At 71.7% G+C, this 307-nt stretch carries 1 protein-coding gene; it reads right to left on the bottom strand.

The features are described from left to right. Positions 1-307 (bottom strand): M23 family metallopeptidase (locus OO69_RS48525; protein WP_033287457.1); only part of this gene is annotated, 307 nt, incomplete at both ends.

Genomic DNA, 307 nt, shown 5'->3' with positions numbered 1-307 from the left:
ATCGGGTCGATGCCGGTGCCGCCGGCGGTGTGGACCTCGAGGTGGAGGTGGGCGCCGGTGACGTTGCCGGTGGCGCCGACGCGGCCGATGACGTCACCGGTGGTGACCTTCTGGCCGACGCTGACGTTGATGGAGGACTGGTGCGCGTACCAGAGCTCGGTGCCGTCGTCGAGGGTGAGCACCGTCTTGTAGCCGTACGACCCGTCCCAGCCGGCCGACGTGATGGTGCCGCCGTGCACCGCCTTGAGCAGCGTGCCCGTGGGGGCGGCGAAGTCGAGGCCGGTGTGGTGGCCGGAGGCCCACAGGG

Source organism: Streptomyces sp. NRRL F-525, from assembly GCF_000716605.1.
In the GTDB taxonomy this organism is placed as follows: domain Bacteria; phylum Actinomycetota; class Actinomycetes; order Streptomycetales; family Streptomycetaceae; genus Streptomyces.
This window is presented reverse-complemented; position numbering and strand designations above follow the sequence as displayed.